Origin of the sequence: Actinocrispum wychmicini (assembly GCF_004345645.1) — a bacterium.
In the GTDB taxonomy this organism is placed as follows: Bacteria; Actinomycetota; Actinomycetes; order Mycobacteriales; family Pseudonocardiaceae; genus Kibdelosporangium; species Kibdelosporangium wychmicini.
Genome location: NZ_SLWS01000002.1, coordinates 1164847 through 1181871 on the forward strand (window position 1 = coordinate 1164847; position 17025 = coordinate 1181871).

13 protein-coding genes and 1 tRNA gene are annotated in these 17025 nt (G+C 67.9%); 5 read left to right on the forward strand and 9 right to left on the reverse strand.

Annotation, left to right across the window (positions count from 1 at the left end):
• Positions 1-404: 404 nt before the first annotated feature.
• From EV192_RS13595 to EV192_RS13605, 3 genes are all read left to right on the forward strand, one after another.
• Positions 405-854, forward strand: a complete 450-nt coding sequence (locus EV192_RS13595; protein ID WP_132114934.1) for a GntR family transcriptional regulator — start codon at positions 405-407, stop codon at positions 852-854.
• A gap of 104 nt (positions 855-958) precedes the next feature.
• The gene (locus tag EV192_RS13600) at positions 959-1138 is read left to right on the forward strand and encodes a hypothetical protein (RefSeq protein ID WP_132114936.1); all 180 of its coding nucleotides are present in this window, start codon (positions 959-961) and stop codon (positions 1136-1138) included.
• Between the two features lie 796 nt (positions 1139-1934).
• Positions 1935-2396, forward strand: coding sequence for a hypothetical protein (locus tag EV192_RS13605; protein WP_132114938.1), 462 nt, complete (start codon positions 1935-1937; stop codon positions 2394-2396).
• A 658-nt stretch (positions 2397-3054) separates the two neighbouring features.
• Here EV192_RS13605 and EV192_RS13610 read toward each other — a convergent pair.
• From EV192_RS13610 to EV192_RS13620, 4 genes are read right to left on the reverse strand one after another with little or no spacing between them, the layout of a single operon-like run.
• Positions 3055-3285 carry a flavin reductase family protein gene (locus EV192_RS13610; protein WP_207926012.1) on the reverse strand — a complete coding sequence of 77 codons (231 nt, stop codon included), beginning with the start codon at positions 3283-3285 and terminating at the stop codon, positions 3055-3057.
• A complete protein-coding gene (locus tag EV192_RS53770) occupies positions 3282-3503 on the reverse strand; it encodes a tetratricopeptide repeat protein (protein WP_165960283.1) in 222 nt (73 codons plus the stop codon). The genes EV192_RS13610 and EV192_RS53770 overlap by 4 nt, the downstream gene beginning before the upstream one ends.
• Positions 3500-4552, reverse strand: a complete 1053-nt coding sequence (locus EV192_RS13615) for a zinc-binding dehydrogenase (protein WP_243726804.1) — start codon at positions 4550-4552, stop codon at positions 3500-3502. The genes EV192_RS53770 and EV192_RS13615 overlap by 4 nt, the downstream gene beginning before the upstream one ends.
• A complete protein-coding gene (locus EV192_RS13620; protein ID WP_132114942.1) occupies positions 4549-5997 on the reverse strand; it encodes a pyridoxal phosphate-dependent decarboxylase family protein in 1449 nt (482 codons plus the stop codon). The genes EV192_RS13615 and EV192_RS13620 overlap by 4 nt, the downstream gene beginning before the upstream one ends.
• Before the next feature lie 221 nt (positions 5998-6218).
• On the opposite strand from EV192_RS13620, the gene EV192_RS13625 reads away from it, so the two are divergent.
• Positions 6219-7295 (forward strand): iron-containing redox enzyme family protein, encoded by a 1077-nt coding sequence (locus tag EV192_RS13625; RefSeq protein ID WP_132114944.1) that lies wholly within the window; start codon positions 6219-6221, stop codon positions 7293-7295.
• 73 nt (positions 7296-7368) lie between these two features.
• Here the strand turns inward: EV192_RS13625 and EV192_RS13630 are convergent, their stop codons facing one another.
• A complete protein-coding gene (locus EV192_RS13630; protein ID WP_132114946.1) occupies positions 7369-8115 on the reverse strand; it encodes a 2OG-Fe dioxygenase family protein in 747 nt (248 codons plus the stop codon).
• 203 nt (positions 8116-8318) lie between these two features.
• Here EV192_RS13630 and EV192_RS13635 point away from each other — a divergent pair.
• Positions 8319-8407 (forward strand) — tRNA-Arg (locus tag EV192_RS13635).
• Between the two features lie 130 nt (positions 8408-8537).
• Here the strand turns inward: EV192_RS13635 and EV192_RS13640 are convergent.
• From EV192_RS13640 to EV192_RS13655, 4 genes are read right to left on the reverse strand one after another with little or no spacing between them, the layout of a single operon-like run.
• Positions 8538-9329 carry a thioesterase II family protein gene (locus EV192_RS13640; RefSeq protein ID WP_132114948.1) on the reverse strand — a complete coding sequence of 264 codons (792 nt, stop codon included), beginning with the start codon at positions 9327-9329 and terminating at the stop codon, positions 8538-8540.
• Positions 9322-10908, reverse strand: a complete 1587-nt coding sequence (locus EV192_RS13645) for a long-chain-fatty-acid--CoA ligase (RefSeq protein WP_132114950.1) — start codon at positions 10906-10908, stop codon at positions 9322-9324. The genes EV192_RS13640 and EV192_RS13645 overlap by 8 nt, the downstream gene beginning before the upstream one ends.
• A gap of 28 nt (positions 10909-10936) precedes the next feature.
• A complete protein-coding gene (locus tag EV192_RS13650; RefSeq protein ID WP_132114953.1) occupies positions 10937-16642 on the reverse strand; it encodes a type I polyketide synthase in 5706 nt (1901 codons plus the stop codon).
• Entirely contained in the window at positions 16632-16949 is a 318-nt protein-coding gene (locus EV192_RS13655; protein WP_132115374.1) for an acyl carrier protein, read from the reverse strand. Before EV192_RS13655 ends, EV192_RS13650 begins: the two co-directional genes overlap by 11 nt.
• Positions 16950-17025: the final 76 nt, after the last annotated feature.

The window sequence follows — 17025 nt, forward strand, 5'->3', positions numbered from 1 at the left end:
GCGGTGAAGACCCAGGACAAGCCGAGGCGTCTCGCGCTCGCTCCGGCAGAGCAGGCGGCTGCCGCCGCGCCCCCGAACTGAACCCCCCGCAGCATGGCCGATGTGGTTGCGCCCCAACAGGATTCGCCGCCGGGACGCAACCACATTCACGTTGTTCGCCCGTTCGGGAGTCTTCTCTGGCCTACCAGGTGAGCGGGGTCGCTTGGCTGGCCAGATGCGCCCACCAGGAACCGTCCGGGACCGGCACGGCAACCCGAGCACGGCCCGCACCCGCAACACCCCAAGCAGATCACGGGCGTGGTCAGGGTTTGCTGCCCTCGGCGTAGCGGTCGGCGCTGACATCCACGCGCCTCGGCTGCGCTGCACCACACCCCGAGGACATCACCCCGTGCGTACGCCAGGTCATGACGCTGCTGACCGAGGCGGTCCAGGCGGGCACCTTGACGGTCGACAACATGCCCGACATGGACACTATGCGGGCCGGGCTCAAGGTCAGCAAGGCGACCCTGACTCTCGCCTACCGTGCGCTGGTCCACGACGGTGTCTTCCAGTACGTGCCGGTCGCCACCACGTGGACGACACATCGCCGCTACCTGCCCGTCGGGCCACTACCCCGGGTATCCGACGAACAACGACGCCCGCTCCTCTACCAGAAAGCCCAAACTATCAAGGCCCGCGTGCGGGACGGCACCTGGACCGCAGTCACCTTCCCGCCCACCGTCGACCAACTCGCGCGGGTCCTCGACACCTCGCCCACCACCGCCATCAACGCCTTGAGGCTCGCCGAAAGCTGGGGGATCGTGCACCGCGTCCTGGTCCGCCGCCCACCGGCGAACGGCCGCCAATACCAGTGACAGCCGGCAAACACACCGGCCCACGACGCCACCGTGCCCAGCGTGATGTCCCACGTGCGGGACGGGATCTGGCAGCAACGCGGGCCGATGGTCGCCTGCCCCCGGTGACCGCGTTGGCGGCTGAATGCGCCTGCCGGGTGACGACCGCGCGACAGGCGTACCGGAACCTGGAACACGCGGGAGACATCGCCCGCGCCAAGCCGAACGCCGACAAGCTCGGCCGGATCGTCCTCGCGGACGACCACACACTCCGGGCCGGCGATCACCGCATGGGTCGCCGGTGACCTCATCCGTCGAGTTCGACAACAGCATCGGACAACATCTACCCGCGAACGCCCGCCGGCGTTGCCAAGCGTGGACACCCTCAGCCACGAGTACCCCGTCATCGGGCCCGACGTCATCGGGCAGTCCGCCGACATCCTGGTCGCCGCCGGCTGGTTGACCCGCACCACCCACCAACGAGGACGCCCCGGCTGCACCCTCACGCAGTGGACGCCACAGCACCCACCCCAACCATCCCTGCCCGATCTCGCCGCTCTCCTCACCACCCGTCTCCACCAAGGAGAATGGACACACGAACTACCCGTCGAGGAACGTCTCGCCCGCGGTCTCCACGTACCGGTCGAAGCCGTCCACCACGCCTACGAGCACCTCGCCCGGACCGGCGAGATCAACAAAGTGTGGGACGCCCACCTCGCCCACACCGCTGGGTCATCCCCGATCCCGGCCCGCCCGGTGAGCCAACCCGCCCGTGAACCCCTCGCCGAATTCACACGCCCCGGACTGGACCGTGCGACAAGATCCAACAACACCAACACCCTCCCAGCGCCAGCAGCAAACACTCTCCACAGCCCAGCAGTTGATCGCACACGACGATCCGTCGACCGCCGCGTCGTTTCTCGCCACGGCATGGGCCATGGTGCCGGCCGACGCCGACGCGTCCTGGTGTAAGCCTTACGCGCGTGTGGCCTTCACCTGCTTCCGGCCCTACCGCAATCCCCGACGCTGGCCACGGTGTTCCAACACACAGCCGAGTTCTACCGCGCCCGAGGCGACTATCACATCGCGGAGATGGATGGAATGCACGAACTGGCCATCTGGCGTCAGCTGGATGATCCTGACCAGCACGTCAACGCGCTGAACGCGCTCGCCACAACCTTTCTGGCCCATGACCGGCGACACTGCGCGATGGATTGCGCCGAAGAACGGCTGTCCGTGCATCTGAACCACCACCGTCACCGAGAAGCCGCAGAGGATCTCCGACATCTGGGCCAGTTGAAGCTGCGAGCCAACCGACCCGACACCGCCATTGACTACCTGACCCGCACCAGTGACGCGCTCGACAACTACCTGGCATCACAGCCCAGCACCACACCGACGTTCGAGTCCTGCTGGGCAGGGCATTGTGGCGCTCAGGTGCGACATCCGCAGCTCGGCGCCAAGTTCACTCACGCGTTACAGGCTCTTGTGGATATCGATGACCACGCCGCTGACCCGAGTCCGCGAACTGTTGAGCACACCTGCTGGCAGGGAGCTGCCTGATGTCCGTCTCGTGGGAGGCTGACATCGTCGTCTGCCGGCACCGACCCGCCCATAGCGGAACCAGTCGCGACAATAGGCTGTCGCCTCCGATGCATTGGCTCGGACACAGCGATCCACACCGCGACCCGCGCTGCGCTCTCACAAACTCGTGCCGGACAAGGCAATCGCCATTGCCAACACAGGAAAGGCCTTGCGTGCGGTGGAATTCTCACCTGCGGACCCATATGTCCTGAGCCGGAAGCGGGACGGCATGACGCGTTGCCGGTCGCGCCACGGCCGACCCGCAGTGCCCGTGATGGCTCGCAGCATCTGGGTACGGTTCCTGACCACAGCGTTTCCAGAGGGACACCGGTGACGGCCGGACGGCGCGATGCCGCGCCCGCACCAGCACCGCCTTTCTCCCTGCCGTCTACGCCAGCCACTGCCACTTCACCGTCCACACCGGTCACGGCGCCGACAACCACCGCACCACACGTTCTCCCGTACACAGTGGACGACGACGATGCGGCCGAACGATTCGTGCGCGAGGCGATGCGCAGATCGCGACCGCGCACATGGAAGGCGTTGCTCGCCGACGACCGTGTCGTGTAGACCTATCGAGTGCTCCGGCGGATCGAGTCCAGCGCGACGACAGCCCACATTCGTCACCGCGAAGCGATCACACAGGCCAAGATCGACCGACCCGCCGGGCCGCGGTCACGGCAGGTCCTCTCCGGGAGGAACGGTGTATGCACCACAGGATGAGTGCCGGGTCCAGCGAGACCGACGTGAACGAGTTGATCGTCATGGCGATCGGGTCTCGGCGGTGGACCGTGGTGATCACCGTGACATCGGTGGCGTAGCGGCCCAGGGTGTCCCGCAGCGCCCTGGTGGACGGCGTGGTGCTCACGTTGTCACCTTGGCCAAGCGGTCCTTTCGGGCGGCCAGCACGTCTTCGTCGTCCGGCGCCAGCAGCGCCGCGGTGTCCAGGTCGGCCCGTGCAGCGTTCCATTGGCCACGGGCCCGCAGCACGAACGCGCGGTTGTAGCGCAGCAACGGGTTGTCGGATCGAGGGTCACGGCCAGGTCCAGGTCGGCACGCTTCTGTTTCGGTGAGCACACGGGTCATGGGGTGAGGATGAGCCGGATCGGGTCGTTCACCTTGTCCGCCAGCTGCTGCATCGCGTCCGCGGCCTTGGCCAGGGGAATGTGCCCGCTGATCGACTTGGTCAGGTCGAGCCGGTGATGTTCGACCAGCGTGACCAGTTCGTCCACGTGCTGAGGGAGTGAGCCGTAGTGGCCGAGCAGGCGCTGGTGGCGGGTGCTGAACGGCACGGCGCTGTCGGTGATGGTGAGCGGCTCCCGCGTCAGTCCGACCAGGGTCAGCGAACCGTAGGCGGCGAGTGCGGCCTGCGCTTGTTGGCGTACGGCTGGCACTCCGGCGAAGTCGAAGGTGTGGTCGAGTCCGCGCCCGTTGGTCATCCGCCGTACCTCGTCGAGGAAGTTCGGTGCGGTCGGATCCAGTGCGACGTCCGCTCCGAAGGCCAGTGCCCGCTCGCGGGCAGCGGTCAAGGGGTCGAACGCGATGATCGGGGCCGCGCCGATCATCCGCAGCAGTTGCACGCCATGCGCGCCAAGGCCACCGACACCCCACGCTCCGACCGACTGCGCTGGCCGTACCTGTGCGGTTGTGGTGATCGCGGCGTACGGCGTCGACACGGCGTCCGGAATGATCGCGGCCTGGTCGAACGGGAGATCGTCCGGGATCGGCACGACAGTGTCGACGCGGGCGATGGCGTACTCGGCCCAGCCCCCGTCGAAGTGCACGCCCCTGGTCATCGGCTGCTGGCAGGGGAACCTGCGCACCCCGCAGTTCTCGCAGGCGCCACAGGTCTGGAGTGCCTGCAACAGCACTCGCTGGCCAACGGTGATGCCCGGCGGGATCTCACTGCCCAGCGTGTGCACGACGCCGGCGACCTCGTGGCCGAGGGTGATGGGGTTGTTCCGGATGACCGGTCGCAGTGTGCCGTCAATCAGGTGCACGTCGGACAGGCAGACGCCAGAAGCGCGGACCTCGACCAGCACTTCACCCGGTCCGGGTTCGGGAATCGGCACCTCTTCGATCGCGAAGTCGCGCGTGACCAGGTCGAGCCGGCCCGCCAGCATAGTGGTGGTCACGAGTGGAGTGCCTCGTTTCGATTCGGATGATCGACGAGTTCCACACCGTCGGACGCATAGACATCGGCCACGGCCGCGCGGATCGCAGCCAGTGCCACATCGACGTCCTCCTCCGTGGTCTGCCAGTTCACAGTGGACACCCGCATCGCCGCCCGGCCGTACCACACGGTCCCACCGAACCAGCAGCATCCGCTGTGCTGGAGACGGTCGATGACCGCTCGGGTCAGCTCGTCATCGTCGCCGAACCGGACCATCACCTGGTTCAACACCACCTCGTTCAACAGTTCGGCGTCGGGAATGCGCAGCAGGCCCTCGGCGAACCGACGGGTATTCGCACAGCAGCGCTCAACCAGTTCGGCCACCCCCTTGGCGCCGAGGGTGCGCAGCACGGCCCAGATCGGGAGGGACCTGGCGCGACGCGAGAAGTCCGGAACCCACTCGATGGCGTCGCGCTCGCCCGGGGTCCGGGCCGGCAGGTAGCCGGGACGCTCGTTGAGCATGGCGGCCCGGTGTGCCTCCGGATGAGCCACCACCACGATGCCGCAGTCATACGGCACGTTGAGCCACTTGTGCGCGTCGCAGGCCCAGGAGTCGGCCCGCTCGACGCCCGACACCAGATGGCGCAGCGCGGGTGACGCCGCGGCCCACAGGCCGAAAGCGCCGTCGATGTGCACCCACGCGCCGTACTCGTGCGCGATGTCACAGATCTCGCCGACCGGATCGATGGCGCCCGAGTTCACGTCACCGATCTGAGCGCAGACGATGGCCGGGCCCTCGCATTCCGCCAGGACCTGGCGCAGCGCGTCCGGGCGCATGCGGCCCTCGTCGTCGACGGCGACGACTTTGGTGTTACCGGAACCGAAGCCGAGATAGCGGGTGGCGAAGTCGATGGTGATGTGCCGCAGGGCGCCGCCGATGATGGTGATGCGCGGTGCGCCGGGTAGACCGTCGCGTTCGACGTCCCAGTCGAGCTCGGCCAGCAGCTTGTGGCGAGCCGCGGCAAGCGCGGTCAGGTGCGCCATGGTGCAGCCGGTCGGGAAGCCCACCGAGGCGTGCTCGGGTAGGCCCAGCAGTTCCAGGATCCACTGTGCGGCGACGTGCTCGGCGACCGCGATGGCCGGCGAGAGGTTGTACAGGCTGGCTGTTTGGTCCCAGGCGGACACCAGCCAGTCCGCCGCGATGGCCACCGGAAGCGTGCCGCCGGTCACGTACCCGAAGTAGCGCGGCCCCGACGCTGTCGGGATACCGCCCTCGGCGACGACCTGTTCCAACAGTTCGATAGTCGCCGTCCCCGATATCGGTTCGGCCGGCATCGGGCCGCCGAGCAGCTTGACCAGTTCCTCGGTGCCCGCCGTGGCACCGACCGGCCGCTTCCGCAGTCCGTGCAGGTAATCGGTTGCATGGGCGTAGGCCAGATCCAATGAGGTCCAGTCGTCATAGATCATGGGTCAACCGTAATCCCGAATCGCTGATCTGCGACTGACCGGTGAGCCGTCGCGCTCGGACTTATCCGGGTAAAGCTCAGCCGCCCGTCAGAGGCCCATCAGCGCCCCGGTGCCACGATGCCGACGAGGGCCCTCGTCGGAATCGTGCGTTCTTCGGCGTGTTCAGATAGGACGGCCACGTTCGGGTCCTTGCCAAGAAGTCTCGAAGAACTGGAGAACTCATGTCCAAGATGGACAGGCTTGTCCCTTCGTCCATTGCCACAGCCGATTTCGCCGAAACGGCGGCTGAGATCTCGTCGTGGCTCACTATGCCGGCCGTCGACCTCGACCGTAAACTCGGCGATCAGCGGGACCGTATTGTCGGCCAGGTGGCGTCGCTGAACCAGGAGGCGGTGCGGGCCGGTGCCGGATCGGCCGCTCAATACTCCCAGCAGTTGCTGCTGGCCCGGATCTATCAGACCGTGATGCGCATTCCCGACGGCGAGAGCGCGGAGGGGTCGGTGCTGCTGCACGAAATCACTCGGATGCTGGAGACAGCCACCACCACCGCCGAGGACCTGATGATCACACCGGGCATGTTGGACTCGACGCCCAGCGAGCCCAAGGCGTTTCTGTCCTGGCTCAAGGACCAGGTCCGTGAGCACCGCGCATTCAAGCACCCCTACTACGCCGAGTTCATCAGGGACGAAGCCCAGGAAGCCGACCTGCGCAAGTACGTCATCCAGGAGTCACTGGTGGACGGCCGGTTCGACGACTTCCTGGCGATGATGCAGATCGGCACGGCCGGTGCCAGCAAGATGGAGATCGCCGGCAACTTCTGGGACGAGATGGGTAACGGTGACCCCGAGCAGGTGCACACCTACCTGTTCAACAAGATCTACGAGGTCTTCGACATCTCCCCGGAGGAAATGGAGGACGAGTTGACGGCGAGCGACCTGCTCGGCGGCAACCTGGCGGTCCTGCTGTGCCGGTATCGTCACCTCTACCCCGAGGCGGTCGGCTACCTGGGCATGACCGAATGGCTGGCACCGGACAGGTTCAAGAACGTCGTGCACGCGTGGGAACGGCTGGGGCTGCCGAAGGTCGGCATCACCTACCATCGGCTGCACATCACCATCGACTCGCAGCACGCCGCCGGTTGGTTCCACAACGTGGTGATTCCGTCCGCCGGTTCACCGGCCATGCGCCGGGGGATCACCCGGGGCTCGATGTGGCGAATCAATTCCTCGGCCCGAATTCTCGATGATCGGTTGGGGCGGGCACGTGACGCCCACCAGGATGCCTGTCTGGTCCGGTGAATCCCGGCCAACATCGGACAGACGCGCGGGACGACTGCCCCGCGCGTCTGTCCGATGTTGGCCCCTCGCCGGCTCAGGAACCGAGTTCGCCGGCGAGTTCCGGCGCGTGCCGGTAACCCAGGATCAGCACGTCACGGATGGCCGCCTGGTCGCGGTCGATCGCGGTGATCGGGCGCACCGCGTGGAGTATCTTCTCGTCGGCCCAGTACATCGTGTCCATTCGGGACTCGAGGCGAAACTCGGCGACGAGCTCCTTGTCGGCGGTGTAGACCTGGGACTCGCCACCCTGCGCGTTCCCTCGGTGCATCAGGTGGATGGCGCCGAAGTCGACCTCGTCGCGATGGGGCCCCTCCGGGGTGGGGTCGCCGAGTTCGCCGGGAAGTCCGATGATGCGGAACTGATGACACTGGACGTCCCAGGTGTCGGCGAGCAGTTCGGGCGCGACCGGGAACCTCGCGAAGTCGAACGGGATGAGCGCCTGCAACAGCGGATTGGCGAGCGTCGAATCGGCGAGCGGCGCGACTTCACGTTGAATTCCGCCGGCGTATTCGTTGGCGTCGTCCGACTGGTAGTACGGGACGTGTGCGCGCAGCCGCGACTCGCCGGTGCTCGGCCGGAACACAAAACGATCGTAACGCCGCTCCCGGAACCTGCCACCGTCCTTGAGGTATCGGTCGGTCTCCAGTCGCTCCCATTCCTGGGCCAGTTCGGCCTCGTATCGCCGAAGCTCAGGGTCGATGTCGAGCCGGTCGGCCGACACCAGTGCATAACCTTTGGTGCGCAACCCTTCCGAAACTTCCTGGACCTGGGTCGATGACATCGTTCAATTCCTCCGTCCAAGCGCAACACCGTCGTAGGCCCACACTGCCACGACGGTACTGACTCGGAACTGACAATGACCGCGGGCACCGCCCCAGGAAACCGTCAGGCCGGGTCAGCACGATGTCAGTCCGCGATCAGCACGGTCTGTCATCATTAGTACAGCGGGCGATGGAGACGGAAAACCGGAGCCGTCGCCGGCGAGGAGAGGTTCCGCAGCGGCCTAACGGGGCCGGCCTTCGGGCTCGGCAGGGCTCCAGTAGCCCACGCAGGTTCGAATCCTGCCCTCTCCGCCTATTACTGACGGGCCGGCCAGGTGCCGCCAACCCCGGGGTCTCCGCACACGCGGAGACCCCGGTATTCGGCTTTCCGCGCATGGGAACGGCGCCCGGTCTCCGAGACCGGGCGCCGTTCGCATGCGGTTCACGCGCGCGCCTTCTCCTCCAATCGGTAGAGGTTGTCGCAGAAGTCCTGCGTCACGGCGGCGGCGTACCGGTCAATGAAGAAGTGACCGCCGGGGTACTCACGATGTCCGAGGTACTGCGGGCTGCGGGGTACCCAGGACTCGAACGCGTCCGGCTCCTCCCGCAGCGGATCGCTCATGCCACCATAGGAGATCATCGGGCACGGCACGAGCGAGTCGTGGTCCACCCGCTGGGAGGACACGGAGAGATCGGCGCGCAGCGCGGGTAGGACCATCGCGAGCATCTCCGGGTTGTCGTAGATCTCGGCCGGGAAGGAGCCCAGTCGCTTGATCCAGCCGACCACCTCGTCCTCGGGCATGTTGAGGTCCGCCTCGGACGGAGTGTAGAAACCCTTCGGCGCCCAGCCGGACATTCCCATCAACAACGGCGTCGGCAGGTGTTCGTCCGCCATCCGCACCGACAGCTGGTAGGCCAGCTGCGCGCCGAGGCAGTGTCCGAAGAACGCGAAGGGCCGCTCGTCCAACTCGGCCAGGACGGCTTCGTACAAGCCGTCGACCAGCGCGTCCCACTCGGTGTAGGCGGCCTCGTCGCGGCGCTCCTGCCGGCCGGGCAGGGTGACCGCCTGGCCGCTGACGAAGTCGGGCAGCAGGTCGGACCAGTCGCGGTAGATGATGGCGCCGCTGCCGGCGTGCGGGAACATCAGCAGCCGCACGCGGGCATCCGGGTTGGCCTCGGCCGGGTGGAACCATTGACCGGCCGCCGATACCTTCTCGACAATCGCGCTAGTCATTGCTCAAAACTCCCTGAAGTTGCTGTTGTGCCAATAGCCGTTCCCGGATGGTCCGGCGCAGAACCTTCCCGGCCGGGTTGCGGTCGAGTGTGGGTACGAAGTGGTATGTGGACGGGATCTTGTAGTCGGCCAGGCGACCACGCAGGAACAACGTGAGTTCGCGAGGGCTCGGCGTGGTACCGGGTAACGCGACGACACAGCAGTGGACCAGTTCGCCCCACTTCTCGTCGGGCACACCGACCACGGCCACGTCGCGGACCGAGGGATGTTCGGCCAGTTGCAGCTCGATCTCGGCCGGATAGACGTTCTGCCCGGCGACGATGATCGTGTCGTTGATGCGATCCCCGACGAACAGGTAACCCTGCTCGTCGACGTATCCGTTGTCGCCCATGTGCAGCCAGCCGTCGACGAGGGTCCTGCGGTTGGCCTCCGGCAGGTTCCAGTAGCCCAACATCACCGCCGGCGTCCGCACGCAGACCTGGCCGATCACGCCGGGTGGCACCGTGCGGCCGGTGCCGTCGACGATCTTCAACTCGTTGCCGGGGCAGGCCCGTCCGGCCGACCGCAGCAGCGGGCCGGGCCGGTGATCCTCCGGTGGCAGGCACACCGCGGCGGCACCGCACTCCGTGCTGGCGTAGATCTGGGCGAACTCGCAGTCGAACATCTCGAGGCAGCGCAGCATCAGGTTGGCAGGCATCGGGGCACCGCCGTAGACGATCTTGCGCATCGAGGTGAACGCCGCAGGACTCGCGTCGGGCTCGTCCAGGATCAGGTGCAACATCGACGGTGCGATGAAGGTCGTGGTCACCCGCTTTTCCCGGATGAGCCGCACGGCTTCCTGGGCGAGGAACATCCGCATCACCACGTTGGTGAGTCCGTGGCCGAACCCGAGGAAGAACCAGCCGATACCGGCCGTCCCCAGTCCGGGCAGCGAGATGAGGCTGACGTCCTCGGGACGCCAGTCGATCCACTCCTTACCCGCGGCCCGCATGGCGGCGGGCAGGGTGAAGAACGCGCGGTGCGAGATGACCGCGCCCTTGGGCAGGCCGGTGGTGCCGCTGGTGTAGATCTGGACCACCGCGTCGCCCGGGCCGGTGCCGGGATCGAGGTCGTCCTCGGGGTGATCCCGCCACCAGTCGAACAGGCCGGCGCCGGGGTCGGGATCGCCCGCCCGGTCCGTTCGCACCGTGTGGTGCAGCGCCGGCAGCTCCGGCGCGAGGACCTCGGCCGTTTCCTGGAAACGCGTCTCGACGAACAGCTCGACCGCGCCGGAGTCGCGCAGGATATGCGCCACTTCGCGGGCGGTGAGCCGCCAGTTGATCGGCACCATCACCGCACCGACCTTGGCGCAGGCCAGGAAGAGCGTGAAGTAGTACTCGGATTCCAGACCGAGGTAGGCCACCCGGTCGCCGCGGCGCACGCCGTCGGTCAGCAGGGCGTGCGCGGCCCGATTGCTAGTGCGGTGTATCCAGGCGTAGTCGACACTACGGTCCTCGCAGACTACCGCCGGATGCGTGGGTCGGGACCGTGCGTGGGCGGCGCACGCCGCCATCAGCGTCCACGACGGATCGTCCAGCATGATCACCTCCGGGTCGTTGTCGGTTGGGTCAGCCCTGCGGTCCGGCCGGCGCGAGTTGCGCTTCGAGGAATTCCACGACCCGGCGCGGTGATGGGTTGTCGAAGGTCAGCGATGCCGGCAATGGCACCTTGAACGCGGTTTCCAGGCCGGTGCGCAGCTCCAGCGCCATGAGCGAGTCCAGCCCGAGCGTGAGGAATTCGTCATCCAGGTCGACACCGTCGTCGGCGCGCAGAGCTGCGGCGACTCCGGTGAGCACAACCGTCTCGATCGCCTTGATCAGCTCGGGGCGGGCGAGGCCCACCAGCGCCGCGACGTCCAGACTGGCCTCGCCGGCATCGGTGTCCTCGACCAGCCCGGTGTAGAGGGCATCGTCGAGTACGCTGCCACCGACGTGACTGGCCCAGTCCCACTGTCCAACCGCGACTTGGACCGATCCGTTGGCCAGCAACGCGTCCAGGGTACGCAACGCGCGGGACGGCGAGAAGAACAGGATGCCGGAGCGCACCATCTGCTTGGCCAGACTGACATCCAGCCGCGCCGAAAGGCCCACCCGTGCCCAGGCGCCCCAGTTGACGGAGAGCGCGGGTAGACCCTGTCGTGCCCGCCAGGCCACGAGTCCGTCGAGGAAGGCGAACGCGGCCGCGTAGTGCGCCTGGGTGGCCCCGCCGATCAACGGGGCGATCGAGGAGTAGACGACGAAGAAGTCGAGGTCCGGGTGACCGAGGCTGGCCTCGTGGAGCAGCCAGCCGCCCTGGGCTTGGGCGCGCAGTTGGGCCTCGATGTCGGTCCAGCTCATCGCCGCGATCAGCGAGGCCGAACCGATACCCGCGGCGTGCACGATGCCACCGAGCGGCACCCCGCCGCGACGGATGTCGGCGAACACCGCGGCGATGTCCTCGGCGGCGCCGACATCGGCCCGAGCCAGCGTGACGTCCGCACGGGCCCGCAGTGCGGCGATTCGGTCGACGTCGGCCGACCTCGGTGTGCCGCTGCGGCTGGCGAGCATCAGGTGCCGGGCGCCCCGCTCGACGAGGTGCTCGGCGGTGACCAGGCCGAGTCCGCCAAGGCCACCGGTGACCAGGTAGACGCGGTCGGGTCGGACCGGGGCCACGGCGGGCGGGATCTGCCCGGCCGAGGGTTCGGCGGGCAGGGTCACCACGACCTGGCCCGTGTCGCCGTCCCGGACGGCGGCCAGCGCCTCGTCGAGCTCGTCCAGCGAGTACGCCGTGAACGGCACGGCCGGCAGTTGGCCCCGGTAGAGAATCGAGGCCGCCCGCGCGCCGTTGGTCGATGCCGAGTTCGGTGTGGGGCCCGCGGACAGTCGGGCGGTGGCGGCGTCGAGCGGCACCCCGGCCGGCGCGGGAAACGCCGTGTCGGCGGGGATGGTGATGGTGCCGCGCAGAGTGCCGCGGCCGTAGGCCAGCACGTCGTCGCCGACGGAGAACTCGGTGCCGGTGCCGACCGCGATCACCGTGCCGGCACAGCATCCGCCGATGACTGACCCGGCTGGGGTGAGATTGTCGCTGTCCAGCGCGGCCCCCCGCACCCGGATGCGTAGCTCGCCCGGTCCGGGCTCGGTGTCGGCGGTCTCGGTATCGGCGGTCAGCCGGGGCCGGCCGGTCTCGGCCGAGACGGACACCGCGTAGTCGCCCGGCCAGGCCGGCGTCGCGGCGCCGGGCAGCAGGCGCCGCACGTAGCGCCGGCCGTCGCGGTGGGCGATCTGGAATTCGCCAGCGTCCGCGGCACGCCACTCGTCGACAAGGCCGGCGAGGTCGCCGTCGCCGGGGAGGTCGACCAGCGTGACGCGCAGCTTGGGATATTCGGTCAGCAACGTACGACCGAAGCCCCACAGGCTGCTGGCGCCGAGTGTTTCGCCGGTGCCGGGCCGGTCCCCCGGCAGCCACTGCGCTCGTCGGGTGACCAGCCAGAGCCGAGGGGTGTCCGAGAGGATCGACGCGACCGTCGGAACCACCGTGAGCAGACGACGGTAGTTGTCCTCCCATTCGGCGGCGAACCGGGATGCCGAGTCCGGTTCGTCGCCGGACCGCCAGAACCAGCAGACGTCGGTGACGTTCGCGTCGGCCAGGGACGTGGCGAGTTCGGCTTCGTCGGCCAGCGTGCTGATCCGGATGTTCGCGTCGTCGACCGACTCGGCGACCCGGTCGCGATCGCCGCCGATGACCAGCACATGTCGGGGGCGGTCCGGTCCGGGCGTCGCGCGGTGGCGGAGCCAGGACTGCCGGTGCAGGAAGGCGGGTCGCCGCTCCGGTGCGCCGGGCCGGGCGAAACAGACGCCGAGCAGTTCGGCGATCGGCGCTTCCCCGTCCAGCAGCAGCACGTCGGCGCGGCGCGTGTCCGGTCCGGTGACCTCGACTGCGGCCACCACGCGCAGTCTGCCGCCGCGCGGCTTACGGAGCAGTCGTACCTCGGCGAACTTCGTCGGTCGCAGGTCCGGGCCGTCCTGGTCCAGCGCGACAACCGCCTGCAGGACGCCGTCCAACACTTCGACCGGGAGATGTTCGGCCACGCCGGCGACGCGATTGGCCAGTTCCGCGGTGATCACGCCGTCCGCATGGCTGGTGACCGAGTCCAGCAACCGGTACCGCTGACCGTACGCGCGGCCCACCGACTCGAAGTCGGTGTACAGGTCCTCGGCGGTGATCACGTCGAGCACCGGTCCCGGCGACCGGGCCAGCGTGCGCAACCGTGGGTTCACTCCGGCGCCGTCGGCGTCGCCCAGCGACGCGGTGGCCAGCACCTGCTCGCCGTCGGTCAGTTCGACATCGACACCGTCGGGCCGGGTCCGGGCCTGGGTGTGCATCGTCGTGACACCGTCAGCGTCCAGTTGCAGCGGGTGCCGCACCGCGAGATCGGCGATGGTCAGCCGGGTTTCCCCGAAGAGTCGGTCCTGCAGCGCGAACAGCAGTTCGAGGTAGGCCGAGCAGGGAAGTACCCATTGGCCGTCGAGCACGTGGCCGACCAGGAACTCGGAGTCCTGGGCCGAATAGTCCGCGGCGAACTCGCGCACCTCACCGTCGCCGTCCTGTTCCCGGCCGAGCAGCGGATGGTCGGTCGCCGTTGCCACCATCGACCGGCGTTTGGTAACCGGCAACCAGTAGCGCTTGCGTTCGAAGGCGTAGGTCGGCAGCGCGATCCGCCGCCGCCGCAGCCCCTCATGCAGCTGTGGCCACTGGACGCCCACACCGGCGACGTACAGCTCGGCCAGGCCGCGCAGTGTGGTGTCGCCGCCCGGGTCGCGGCGACGCAGGCTGGGCACCCAGTGATGCTCCCCCACCTCCGCGCTGCGTCGCGCCATGGCGGTCAACGCGGCGGACGGACCGACTTCGACGAAGGCGTGCCGGCCGCGGCGTTCGATCGCGCGAACACCGGCCATGAACAGCACCGGCGCACCGATGTGCCGCACCCAGTAGTCCGGCGTGCCGATCTCGGCGAAGCGGGCCACCGCGCCGGTCACGTTGGACACGATCGGAATCGTCGGGGGCCGGAAGGTGATGTCCGAGATCGCCGCCCGGAACTCCTCGAACACCTCGGCCATGTGTTCGGAGTGGAAGGCGTGCGACACGGTCAGCCGGTCCACGGCCACACCCGACTGCCGCAGCCGTTCGGCGAGCGCGTCGAGTTGGTCCATATCGCCGGAGGCCACGCACTGCTCCGGCGAGTTCACCGCGGCAAGGGCGAGACCGGGGAAATCCGCCAGCTCCCTGGCCAGCACGTCCTTCGTCGCGGTCACCGCGAGCATGCCGCCCTTGGCTCGGACCGACTGCATCAGGCGCCCCCTGGTCGCCACCAGCCGAACGGCGTCGGGAAGGTCGAGCACACCGCCGATCGCGGCCGCGGTGACCTCGCCGATGCTGTGACCGAGGAGCACGTTGGGCCGCACACCCCAGGACATCCACAGCTTGGCCAGGGCGAATTCCAGCGTGAACAACGCCGGCTGGGTGTAGTCGGTCCGGTCGAGCAGGGCGGGATCGGCGGCCGCACCGAACATCACCGCCCGCACCGAAGTGTCCAGGTACGGCTCGAACAACTCCGCACACGCGTCGACCTGCGCACGAAACACCGGATAACGCTGGTAGAGCGCGGCTCCCATCCCCGGGTACTGGCTGCCCTGGCCGCCGAACAGGAACGCGATCTTGCGGATCGAGGAGCCGCTGGAGGTGGCACCCTCGGCCGTCGCCGAAGCCAGCAGCTTGCCGATGTCGGCCTGGTCGCGTACGACACCGGCCAGCCGATGGGGCAGGTGGGCGCGGGTGGTCTGGATCGAGTGGCACAGGTCCGCGACGTCGATGTCCGGGTTCTTGTCGAGGAATTCCTGGTAACGCTGGGCCTGCCGGCGCAGTCCCGCGGAGTTCTTCCCGGACAGGGTGAACACGGTGGTGCCGGGCTCGGTCGGCGGGGCGGACTCCTCCGTGTCGGTTTCCGGTGCCTGTTCCAGGACCGTGGCGGCGATCGTGCCGGCGAAACCGAAGGCGTTGACCAAGGCCCGCCGGACCGGCGCGTCCCACGGTCGCGGTTCGGTCGGCACCGTCAGCGGATAGGAACTCCATGGAATGCGTCGGGACGGCGTTTCCAGGTTCAGGTGCGGGTAGATCGTGCGCGCCTGCAGTTGCAACACGGTCTTGATGACGCCGATGATTCCAGCCGCCGGCTCCATGTGACCGATGTTGGTCTTGACCGAGGCGACCAGCAACGGCTCCTCGCGGGTGTGCGATTCGGCGAACACGTTGCCGATGGCGCCGAACTCGATCGGGTCGCCCAGCGGCGTGCCGGTACCGTGCGCCTCGACGTACTGGATGTCGCCGGGCTTGAGCCCGGCCGCCTCCAGCGCGGCGTGGAACACCAGCTCCTGGGCCGGCCCGTTGGGCACCGTCAGACCGGCGCTGTCGCCGTCCTGTCCGATCGCCGTGCCCCGCACGATCGCGTACACGGTGTCGCCGTCGCGTTGGGCGTCGGACAGCTTCTTCAGCACCACGATCCCGCAGCCTTCCGCCCGCGAGTAGCCGTCGGCGGATTCGTCGAACGTCTTGCAGCGACCGTCTTCTGCCAGCATCTGGCCGTTCGAGAACATCACCATGATCCTGGGGTCGTGCAGTGCGTTGACCCCGCCGCAGAGTGCGATGTCGCACTCGCCGGAGCGCAGCCCCTCGACCGCGAAGTGCAGCGCGCTCAACGACGACGAGCACGCGGTGTCCACGTTGACGCTCGGTCCGCGCAGGCCGAGGAAGTAGGACAACCGCCCGGAGATCGGGAACATGGGGATGCCGGAGGCCATCAGGCCGTCCATGTCGGCGTAGGCCAGATCGTCCAGGGCCAGCGCGTAGTCGAACGAGCTCGCGCCGATGTAGACGCCGCCGTTGCTGCGCCGCAACACGGTCGGGTCGATACCCGCGTGCTCCAGTGCCTGCCACGCCGTCTCCAGCACCATGCGCTGCTGCGGATCGACGAACTGCGCCTCTTTCGGCGATATGTTGAAGAACGGCGCGTCGAATTCGTCGATGCGATCCAGGAAACCGACGGCGTGCGCTGTGATCTTGCCCTTCTCGTCCTTGTTCTTGGCCTGGAACGCCTCGACGTCCCAGCGATCCTCCGGAATCGGCCGGATACCGGATCGGCCGGCCAACAGGAAGTCCGCGAACTCCTCCGGCGACTCACTGCCACCGGGCGCCCGCACCCCGATGCCGACGATGGCGATCGGCTCACGTTCACGCGGCATCGGTTACCTCCCGATCGTGTGTGGCGTCCGAGAGCACGTCGGCCAGATGCTCGACCAGATGCTCGACGGTCGGCTCGTTGAAAAGGACGGTCGCGTCAATGCGCACGTCGAGCAATTTCTGCAGGTACTCCCGAACGTCGGTGAGTTTCAGCGAGGTGAAACCGAGATCGAAGTAGCTGCGGTCGACGAACAGTTCTTCGTCGTCACCCATCTGGAGTACCTCGCGCATATGTGCCACGATCAGTTCCTCCAACGTGTCACGACGCTCTGTCCGGGACTCCCTCCGGAGTTGCCGAGCAATGCTCATGACCTGATACAAGCAGCCCCGCGCTGACGCCTGGCTGATCGAGGACTGACTTACGTGCCGGAGTGGGAACTCGACG

Coding starts and splice junctions, on each gene's coding strand:
- EV192_RS13620 (WP_132114942.1), bottom strand. CDS start 5,997: ATGATCTATGACGACTGGACCTCATTGGATCTGGCCTACGCCCATGCA.
- EV192_RS13595 (WP_132114934.1), top strand. CDS start 405: ATGACGCTGCTGACCGAGGCGGTCCAGGCGGGCACCTTGACGGTCGAC.
- EV192_RS13625 (WP_132114944.1), top strand. CDS start 6,219: ATGTCCAAGATGGACAGGCTTGTCCCTTCGTCCATTGCCACAGCCGAT.
- EV192_RS13645 (WP_132114950.1), bottom strand. CDS start 10,908: ATGCTGGACGATCCGTCGTGGACGCTGATGGCGGCGTGCGCCGCCCAC.
- EV192_RS13640 (WP_132114948.1), bottom strand. CDS start 9,329: ATGACTAGCGCGATTGTCGAGAAGGTATCGGCGGCCGGTCAATGGTTC.
- EV192_RS13655 (WP_132115374.1), bottom strand. CDS start 16,949: ATGAGCATTGCTCGGCAACTCCGGAGGGAGTCCCGGACAGAGCGTCGT.
- EV192_RS13650 (WP_132114953.1), bottom strand. CDS start 16,642: ATGCCGCGTGAACGTGAGCCGATCGCCATCGTCGGCATCGGGGTGCGG.
- EV192_RS53770 (WP_165960283.1), bottom strand. CDS start 3,503: ATGACCCGTGTGCTCACCGAAACAGAAGCGTGCCGACCTGGACCTGGC.
- EV192_RS13630 (WP_132114946.1), bottom strand. CDS start 8,115: ATGTCATCGACCCAGGTCCAGGAAGTTTCGGAAGGGTTGCGCACCAAA.
- EV192_RS13605 (WP_132114938.1), top strand. CDS start 1,935: ATGCACGAACTGGCCATCTGGCGTCAGCTGGATGATCCTGACCAGCAC.